Source organism: Bacteroidales bacterium (assembly GCA_023229505.1).
Classification (GTDB): domain Bacteria; phylum Bacteroidota; class Bacteroidia; order Bacteroidales; family JAGOPY01; genus JAGOPY01.
In genome coordinates this window covers 38,299-47,608 of sequence record JALNZD010000032.1, presented here as the reverse complement: position 1 = coordinate 47,608, position 9,310 = coordinate 38,299, and the positions used below count along the sequence as shown (strand labels likewise).

Sequence of the window (9,310 nt, the reverse complement as noted above, 5' to 3'; positions counted from 1 at the left end):
TTATTTTTTGTAAGCAACTTAAATTTAATTACTTACATAACATGACCCACATTTTTAACCCTAAGTTATCATCTTGTTATTAACATATTAAATAAAGCACGTGTTTTTACTGCGAAACTTGAGTTATTAATAGGAAAAATGAAGATAAAAAATATATGAAAAATTTAAGACCCACATTCACAAAGCCTGGGTACGATAGTGGTAAGAAAATAACCTTATTCAAACCATAATATTATGAATGAAACTGAAATTAAAGATTATAGAAAAATTCTTGAAAAAGAATTTATTGACAAAGACCTTGAGATTGAAACATCACTAAGTTATATTTCGATAGGTACTTTAGGCTTCTTTATTACGATCAATGAAAAATTTCTTAAAATTCAAGCCGCCAATTATAAAGTGATTCTAATATTGAGTTTGTCTTTTATTTTTATATCCTTTATTTTAATATTATTTAGAAAATCTAGAACAAGTCATCATGATTTACAACTGATGAAATTTATAGACAAAATGAAACCGGATACTGTTAGTGAAGATAAACAATTGTTAAATTTATGGAATATCAGCCACAAGGAATTATCACTCGGTAGAACGCTTATTTACTTTAGTCTCGCAATTGGAATCGGATTGCAAGTATTATTCTTATTATTAAATATTTAATAGATCAATGTTATGGAAAACTACAGTACAAATCCGATAATGGAACAACCTCCAAAACCTCCAGTAAGGATACCCGAACCCAAGACGCCACCTCCTATAAAAACTCCTGAACGTCGGGAACCGCCAATACCACCAGTTAGAATTCCTGAACGTCGGGAAGCGCCAATACCACCTCTCAAGACTCCTGAACGTCGGGAACCTCCACCTCCACCTGTTCCAAAACGTGAATCTCGATAATCTTTTAAAAATCATTAGAAATATTGAATTTATATTGGAAAAGTAGGTTTGATGTTTACTCAATCATTGAAAATGAACTATTGCCAATTTTTTGTTGAATGGGCAGGTGAGGGTGGGGTAGGAAAATAGTTGTTAGGCGTCATCAATGGAACTCTGGAACCATGAACACTGGAATTATTTTCTCCCCTTTGTTTTTATAATCATTTAATTTGCTTATATTTGAGGTTCAGGCCAAAAGACTTCCCCCCAGGTCCATTTAAGATGATAAGACTGTAAGACAGTAAGAAAATTGACAACCGACAGTTGACAGTTGACAATCGACAATTTTTGGTTCTGCTTACAGACACTATAGAAACAAGGTTTAATTATAAAAATGAATAAACCGGATTTCATAGCCTTCGATGTTGAGACCGCAACTCCTGAATTATCAAGTATATGTCAGATTGGTTATGTGATTGTCTCAAAGGGTGAAATTGTTTTGCAGGAATTCCATCTGGTCCGGCCGCCGTGTAATCTATATTTATCCCGGAATTCCTGTATACATGGTATTGATGTGAAAAACTAACAGAAATAACTTACTGAAATTAAATATTATAAGCATGAATTATTTACATTATGAATTTAGCTTGACCAGCAATGATGTTGTTGAAGTAACTTTGGATAAACAGGCAAATGTCAGATTGCTAGACAGTTCAAACTTTCAAAAATATCGTTCAGGGCAAAAGTATACTTTTTATGGTGGAGGCGTAACTAAATCACCTGTGCATATAAGACCACCACATGGTGGACATTGGCACGTAGTAATAGATTTAGGTGGCTATGCTGGAACAGTAAATGCATCAGTTAATATTATAAAGGGATAAATTATGGCTAAAACAATTTTAAATTCTGAGTTTTCTCCAGAAATCAGGAGAGCTAGAATAGACCATTTAAATATCTATGAGATCTCTGAAGGAGAATTAGAAACATTAAAAAAAGGATCCCCTGGATCAATTTTTTTAAATTTTGCTATTTTTCTTATTGGTTCTGCATTGACGCTAATAGTTGCAATATTAACAACTAATGTAAAATCAAATTTAACCTTTATAATATTTGTTATATTGTCAATTTTAGGTTTTCTAGCAGGAATATTGTTATTGTTTTTATGGCATAGAAATAACAAATCAATTACTCAACTGGTAGATATAATACGAAAAAGATTACCAAGAGAAGAAATTCCAGAAATATAGAATATAATGAACCAAAAGCAAATATGGTATAATGAAAAGAAAAAAAAATAAAGTCCATTTTCGGATATTGCTAAGAGAGGGAAAAGACCTAAAATTGAAATAAATGATGCGAATAAGCAATTTGTTCAAATACTTTCTAATAAGAATTACATATCGAAATACGAAATAGAAAAGAAAGGAATTAGAATATCAACATTTAGAAATCAATAACTGTTTAAAAGGGCTTACTTCAAGTAGGATTACTAGTTGAGATTTTTTGATTCACATTTAATTCCTTTTTTCAAATCTTGAGTATCAATTATGAATTATTGTTAATCATTTCACAAAAAATCCCCCTTTCCACAACCCTTCCAATTTTCTAATTTCTAATTTCCAATAAACCAGCCATATACAGCTATTTAGACAATCTATAAATTACCTTCTTGCTGCATTCCCTCCGGTAAACTTTTTCTACTTTTGCTGTCCTAAATCCGCTACAATATGCGCATTGAGAGAATCACACAGGAGATCAGCAGGGATAAACAGGAGGACATCGATCTCAGCTGCCTTGATCCGTTGATCGAAAAATATAAAGGAAAAAAGGGAAACCTTATCCCGCTCCTCCAGGGTACTCAAAACATGTTTGGCTACCTGCCCTATGTGGCTTTTGAGAAGATCTCGCGGGAAACGGGACTGGAACTTTCCGATATGTACGGCGTGGCAACCTTCTACGCCCAGTTCAGATTAAAGCCGGTCGGGAAGATCATCATCAAAATATGCCATGGCACTGCCTGCCACGTGCAAAACGCCAATACCATCAGCGATTCCCTCGAGGAATCACTCAGGATCAAAGACGGCGAAACGACCGAGGACGGCCTCTTTACCCTCGAATCCGTCGCCTGCCTGGGCTGCTGCTCCCTCGCACCGGTCATGATGGTTGGGGAAAATACGTTCGGCAAACTGACAGGAACGGAAGCAGTTCGCATAGTTAAGAATATCAGGATGGAAGAAGTGAAGAACGCTAATTAGAAAATTCCAAGCACCAAGCACCAAATTCCAAACAAATTCAAAGCACTAAATTCCAAATTCCAAGATACTAATGACCAATGACTAATGACTAAGTGACAGGGTAACTGGGTGACTGGGTGACTAATAACCACTAACCACTAACCACTAACCACTAACCACTAACCAATAACAAGGTACATGCAAACGACAAAAGTAATAGTTGGACTGGGAAGCTGTGGGGTTGCCGCCGGGGCAGGGAAGGTGTACGAAAAGATCCGCGCCATGCAGCAGAGTGAAAACCTGGATTTCGAGCTTAAGAAAACCTCCTGCGTCGGGATGTGCTACCGCGAGCCGCTGGTGGAGATCATCGACGAAACAGGCTCTTACTTGTATGGCGAGATCAACGAGGAACGGGCAATAGAAATTATTGATAAACACATCAACCAGGGCAGCCCGGTGCGGGATTATATCATCCAGTCGGACCTGTTCGAGACTACCGATAAATCCTTCACTGAATCGCAGGTAAAGATCGTGCTGCGCAATTGCGGCTACATCGACCCCGAAAATATTGACGACTACGAAGCGCGCCAGGGCTACCGGGCCATCAAGAAAATCGCCGGGCAGCGCATCTCGCGCTACGACGTGATCCAGACCATCCTTAGCTCCGGCATCCGCGGTCGCGGCGGCGGAGGATTCCCTACGGGACTCAAATGGAAATTCGCCAACGACAGTAAATCCAGCGAAAAATATATCATCTGCAACGCTGATGAGGGTGATCCTGGTGCATTTATGGACCGGTCCGTCCTCGAAGGCGACCCGCATTCGGTCATCGAAGGCATGATCATCGCGGCTTACGCGATCGAAGGCACCGGCGGCATTATATACTGCCGCGCCGAATACCCGCTGGCCATCAAACGGCTTAATATTGCACTGGACCAGGCAAGGACAAAAGGTTACCTGGGTAAGAATATCCTGGGCATCGACGGCTTCAGCTTCGATGTCTACATTAAAGAGGGTGCCGGGGCATTTGTCTGTGGCGAAGAAACAGCTCTCATCGCCTCGGTGGAAGGTGAACGCGGCATGCCACGCAAACGACCGCCGTTCCCGGCAGCATCCGGCCTATGGCGCAGGCCAACCAACATCAACAACGTAGAGACTTTCGCCAATATCCCCTGGATCATCCTCAACGGGGCCGGGGAATATGCAAAATACGGCACCGAGAAAAGCAAGGGCACCAAGGTCTTCGCCCTCGCCGGCAAGATCAAGCGCTCCGGGCTGGTGGAAGTGCCCATGGGCATCACCATCCATGATATTATCTTCAAGCTGGGCGGAGGCATTCAGAACGACCGCAAATTCAAAGCGGTGCAGATGGGCGGTCCTTCCGGCGGTTGTATCCCGGAATATATGGCCGAAACTATCGTCGATTACGACTCGGTCAATGCAACGGGCGCCATCATGGGCTCCGGCGGGATGGTGGTCATGGACGAGGATACCTGCATGGTCGATGTGGCTAAATTCTTCCTCGATTTCACCCAGAAGGAATCCTGCGGCAAATGCACCTTCTGCCGGATGGGTACCAAGCGCATGCTTGAGATCTTAGAGCATATAGCGGAGGGCAAAGGGCAGGATGGTGATATAGAAAGATTAGAGGATCTTGCTTATGAGATCAAGGATAATTCCCTGTGCGGCCTCGGCCAGACGGCGCCAAACCCGGTCCTGACAACGATCCGCTATTTCCGCGATGAATATGAGGCTCATATCCGCGATAAAAAATGCCCGGCTAAAGTCTGCAAGGCATTGCTGACTTATGAAGTCATCGCCGACAAATGCACAGGCTGCACTGTCTGTGCCAAGAACTGCCCCGTTAATTGTATTGACGGCGAACGGAAACAGATCCACTTCATCCGCGAGGCCGATTGTATCAAGTGCGGCATGTGTTATACCAAATGTAAATTCGAAGCGATTAAACTTTCCTGACCTGGATAAACTAAAGAAACTACAATGAGCGAGAAAGTTAATATAATCCTGAACGGTAATATCGTCGACGGTTACCGGGGTGAGACCATCCTGGAACTGGCCAAGCGCAACAATATAGAGATACCCACCCTTTGCAACGACCCACGCCTCGAACCTTTTACCTCATGCTACGTCTGCGTGGTGGAAGTCGAAGGCCTCCGCGGACTGCAGCCTTCGTGCTCCACGAAGATCTCCGAAGGGATGCGGATCGAAACCGACAACGAGAAGATCCACCGGGCCCGCAAAACAGCGCTCGACCTGCTGGTAAGCAACCATTATGCGGATTGCATCGGCCCCTGCAAGCAAACCTGCCCGGCAGGGGTGGATGTGCAGGGTTACATCTCACTGATCGAAAAAGGTAAGTATCACGATGCCGTGGGCCTCATCAAGGAAACCAACCCGCTCCCGGCCATCTGCGGCCGCGTTTGTGTGAGGCCCTGCGAAGTAGCCTGCCGCCGGAACCTGCTCGACGAAGGCGCTGCCGTGGGTATCGACTACCTGAAACGCTTTGCTTCCGACATCGACATCGATTCTCCCGGCAAATGGAAACCCGAACTGAAACCCGCGACGGGCAAAAAAGTCGCCGTGATCGGAGCAGGGCCTGCGGGGCTCTCCTGCGGGTTCTTCCTGCAAAAGGAAGGTCACCAGGTCGACATCTACGAAGCCAGCCCCAAAGCCGGCGGATGGCTCCGGTATGGCATCCCTGAGTACCGGTTACCTAATGACCTTTTACAGAAAGAAGTCGACAACATCACCGAAATGGGCGTAAAGATCCATTTCAACAAAAAATTCGGAAGTGACGTTTCTTACAAAGACCTGAAAAAAAAGTACGCCGCCATGATCCTGACCATCGGTTCCCAGAAAGGGACCATGATCGGTTGTGAAGGTGAAGATGCGGAAAACGTTTTTTCCGGTATCGATTTCCTGAAAAACATGGAAATGACCGGGAAACCCTTCAACTTTAAAGGGAAGAAGGTGGCTGTCATCGGTGGTGGAAATACCGCCATGGACTGCTGCCGGACCTCCAAACGCTGCGGCGCTGATAAAGTTTACGTGATATACCGGCGGACCGAAAAGGAAATGCCGGCTAATCCCATCGAAATCCATGAATCCAGGCTCGAAGGGGTGGAATACATGCTGCTGACCAATCCCAGCAGGATAGTGAAAAACGAAGAGGGAAAAGTGAAAAGTATTACCTGTCTTAAAATGGAATTAGGGGAGCCAGATGCCTCTGGCCGTCGTCGTCCTGTGCCGGTAGAAGGCTCGGAGTTCGACATTGAGGTCGATTACATCCTGGCTGCCATCGGCCAAAAGACTGTGGCTGAATTCCTGGATGATATCAAAGCTCACGCCGGAAAAGGCGAAGTGAAGGTTAACCGCTGGGGTGACCTGGAGACCGATCCGAAAACATTGCAGACGGGAATTCCTTCGATATTTGCCGCAGGTGACGGGGTGACCGGACCGGCCACGTTGATCGCGGCTATTGCACAGGCACGAAAAGCTTCTTATAGCTGCGACCTTTATCTGAAAGGGCTGCCTGTGGAGGCAATGAAAAAAGAGTTTTTCAGTAGCAAAGATGTTTTTAAAGCACAGATTGACACAGATTATAAAGGATTTTATAGAGAGCAGAAGCGCGAGGAAATGCCTACACTTGATCCGTCGAAGCGGAATAATTTCAAGGAGGTGGAACTGGGTTATGATTCGGAAGATGTTGCATTCCATGAAACCCAGCGCTGCCTGGAATGTGGCTGTACCGCCCTGTTTACCTGCGACCTGAAACGTTACTCCGGCAATTACGAAGCAGACCAGAAAAACCAGGCAGGGGCATTCAATGAACATCACGTGGATTTCCGGCATCCTTACATCGAATTCGACAATAACAAATGCATCCTCTGCAGCCGCTGCATCAGGATCTGCCGGGAAGTCGTCGGTGCAGACGCACTCGGGCTGGTAAACCGCGGTTTCGATACCTACGTGGCACCCAGCATGGGCCTGGCTTTGCAGGATACACCCTGCGAATCCTGCGGGCTTTGCATCACCACCTGCCCGACCGGAGCGATTACGGAGAATGTCCCCTTCAAGCCGGGACCTGTGAAGCTGACTGCAGCAGAAACAATCTGTAACTATTGTTCAGTAGGATGCTCCATTTCACTTGACCACAAAAGTCAGTTTGTAATGCAGGTATCAGGTATAGTAGGACAGGTTAATACCGACGGTAACCTTTGCCGGTATGCAAAGTTCGGGTATCACTACCTGAACGACAAGTCAAGGATTACCAAGCCATTGATGAAGATCAACGGGCGTTTCGAGGAAGTTTCATTCAAGAAGGCTTTTGAAACCATCGTACAGCGGATTAAAGCTGTGAAGGCTGACGAAAATGTGTTTTTTGCGGGGGCCAGGCTGTCGAATGAAGAGATGTACCTGATTCAGAAGCTGGCCAGGGCAGGTGCAAAGACCAATAATGTGACCAGCTTCCATTACCTGAACCGCGGAATGGGCTACCGGAATAATTCCACGGCCAATACGCCGTTCAGCCAGATCAAGGATGCCGGCAAGATTTATCTTATCGGCTCGGAGATCAATGAAGATAATGCCGTTGTGGGATTTATGATACACAATGCGGGAATGATGAAGGGGGTTCCGATAGAGGTGGTGACCACCCATGCTGAAAGTTCCATGAGCCGGAAGGTTGAAGAGGTGATGGTTATCAAATCGATTTATCACTTCATCAAGGCTGTCAATTATTACCTGGTTGCCAATAATTTCCACAACGGGCTTTTTATCCGCGACAACTGTGCCGGTTTTGAAGAATATAAGGCTGAATTGCTGAAAGAGAATTTCGTCGATTTAGTTCAGAAAGCCGGAACACAGATCATGGATGATGTGATCGAATTCGCCAAGCGTTACAACAACGAACCTTATGCGATCATTGTCTTCTCGGAGAAGGAACTCTCCTCCAATGCCTGCACCGAGCTTTTCAATCTGGCGATGATCACCGGGAAGCTCGGTAAAACGGGCAGCGGTTTGATTTCCCTGAAGGAGAAGAATAATTCCCAGGGATTGTTCGATATGGGCGTTTGCATGGCATACGGAGTGGGTGGAGTCCCGATGACTGACGCGACGCTAATAGATAAACTCAAAAAGACCTGGAATATCCCGGCACTCCCTGAGCAAACGGATCCTGATATCTACTCAGGCCTGGAAGACGGCAAGCTGAAGAATATCTTCATTTTCGGCGAAGATCCGCTCGGGTGCACCGGTCATAAGGTCCAGACGGCGGGATGGCTTACCATTGCCGACTTCGTGGTTGTCCAGGATTACTTCATGACCGAAACGGCGAGACACGCTCATCTCATATTGCCAGCCTCCGCCTCGGTTGAAACCGGGGGAAGCTTCACCAATACCCAGAAGGTGATCCAGGAATTTGAGGCCTTATTTACACCGGCGGTGGAGAAGACGGGACTGGTACAGCTTGCTGATTTATTGACAGCATTAGGCGTAGGGCAGAGGGCAGGGTTGCATGAGGTGCTGGAGGAAGTGATGTCATTATTGCCGTCCGGCAGTGAAAATATAACGCATCAATTTATCCATACGCAGAATGATAACCCGAACAGGCTTTACGGTCACGGATGTGATCATATTGTCATGCGGTTTGAAGATGAATTTGCAAAGGCATTTGAAAACGTAAAAATTGATCTGTATGAAAGAGTTTAAACATGTCGATGAGATATTGGTTTTTGCCATCGAACAGGAGCAAAAAGCCGTTGAGTTTTACACGGGCCTGGCAAAGGAAGCCCGTAACGAAGAGATGAAGAAGGTTTTTATTGAATTTGCCGGCGAAGAGATCAAGCACAAGCAGCGCCTGACACGGATCAGGGAAGAAGGCGTGTTCAGCATGCCCAGGCAGCATGTGACGGATCTGAAGATCAGCGATTATATAGTCGATGTGAAGGCATCAGGCAAACTGACTTATGAAGAAACGCTCATCCTGGCCATGAAGCGTGAAAAAGCCGCTTTCAAGTTATATTCTACCCTGGCAGAACGCGCCCCGAACGATCAGCTGAAAGAGATTTTCGAATCCCTGGCAATGGAAGAATCCAGGCACAAGCTGCGGTTTGAACTGGAGTACGATGAGTACGTTTTACGGGAGAACTAATTTTACAGACGCTGTCAGGTCCTCC

7 protein-coding genes are annotated in these 9,310 nt (G+C 45.4%); all 7 read left to right on the top strand.

The genetic code is table 11. The annotated features are described in order from the left end of the window. The first annotated feature begins 234 nt into the window (after positions 1 to 234). The 7 genes from M0Q51_11785 to M0Q51_11755 all read left to right on the top strand — a co-directional run bounded on the left by M0Q51_11785 (position 235) and on the right by M0Q51_11755 (position 9,285). Positions 235 to 660, top strand: coding sequence for a hypothetical protein (locus M0Q51_11785; protein ID MCK9400657.1), 426 nt, complete (start codon positions 235 to 237; stop codon positions 658 to 660). An 836-nt stretch (positions 661 to 1,496) separates the two neighbouring features. Further along, positions 1,497 to 1,760 carry a DUF1883 domain-containing protein gene (locus M0Q51_11780; GenBank protein MCK9400656.1) on the top strand — a complete coding sequence of 88 codons (264 nt, stop codon included), beginning with the start codon at positions 1,497 to 1,499 and terminating at the stop codon, positions 1,758 to 1,760. 3 nt (positions 1,761 to 1,763) lie between these two features. Further along, positions 1,764 to 2,126: a hypothetical protein gene (locus M0Q51_11775; GenBank protein ID MCK9400655.1), complete on the top strand. Its 363-nt coding sequence runs from the start codon at positions 1,764 to 1,766 to the stop codon at positions 2,124 to 2,126. Positions 2,127 to 2,606: 480 nt separating this feature from the next. Next, on the top strand, positions 2,607 to 3,134 hold the full coding sequence (nuoE, locus tag M0Q51_11770; GenBank protein MCK9400654.1) for an NADH-quinone oxidoreductase subunit NuoE: 528 nt from the start codon (positions 2,607 to 2,609) through the stop codon (positions 3,132 to 3,134). Between the two features lie 621 nt (positions 3,135 to 3,755). Next, complete coding sequence (locus tag M0Q51_11765; protein MCK9400653.1) at positions 3,756 to 5,090, top strand: SLBB domain-containing protein; 1,335 nt, start codon at positions 3,756 to 3,758, stop codon at positions 5,088 to 5,090. Positions 5,091 to 5,114: 24 nt separating this feature from the next. Beyond that, positions 5,115 to 8,843 carry an FAD-dependent oxidoreductase gene (locus M0Q51_11760; protein ID MCK9400652.1) on the top strand — a complete coding sequence of 1,243 codons (3,729 nt, stop codon included), beginning with the start codon at positions 5,115 to 5,117 and terminating at the stop codon, positions 8,841 to 8,843. Beyond that, positions 8,830 to 9,285 (top strand): ferritin family protein, encoded by a 456-nt coding sequence (locus M0Q51_11755; GenBank protein MCK9400651.1) that lies wholly within the window; start codon positions 8,830 to 8,832, stop codon positions 9,283 to 9,285. Before M0Q51_11760 ends, M0Q51_11755 begins: the two co-directional genes overlap by 14 nt. Positions 9,286 to 9,310 lie beyond the last annotated feature (25 nt).

Bases quoted from the DNA above. Each gene is read 5' to 3' on its own strand.
- M0Q51_11785 (MCK9400657.1), top strand. From the start codon at position 235: ATGAATGAAACTGAAATTAAAGATTATAGAAAAATTCTTGAAAAAGAA.
- M0Q51_11780 (MCK9400656.1), top strand. From the start codon at position 1,497: ATGAATTATTTACATTATGAATTTAGCTTGACCAGCAATGATGTTGTT.
- M0Q51_11775 (MCK9400655.1), top strand. From the start codon at position 1,764: ATGGCTAAAACAATTTTAAATTCTGAGTTTTCTCCAGAAATCAGGAGA.
- nuoE (MCK9400654.1), top strand. From the start codon at position 2,607: ATGCGCATTGAGAGAATCACACAGGAGATCAGCAGGGATAAACAGGAG.
- M0Q51_11760 (MCK9400652.1), top strand. From the start codon at position 5,115: ATGAGCGAGAAAGTTAATATAATCCTGAACGGTAATATCGTCGACGGT.
- M0Q51_11755 (MCK9400651.1), top strand. From the start codon at position 8,830: ATGAAAGAGTTTAAACATGTCGATGAGATATTGGTTTTTGCCATCGAA.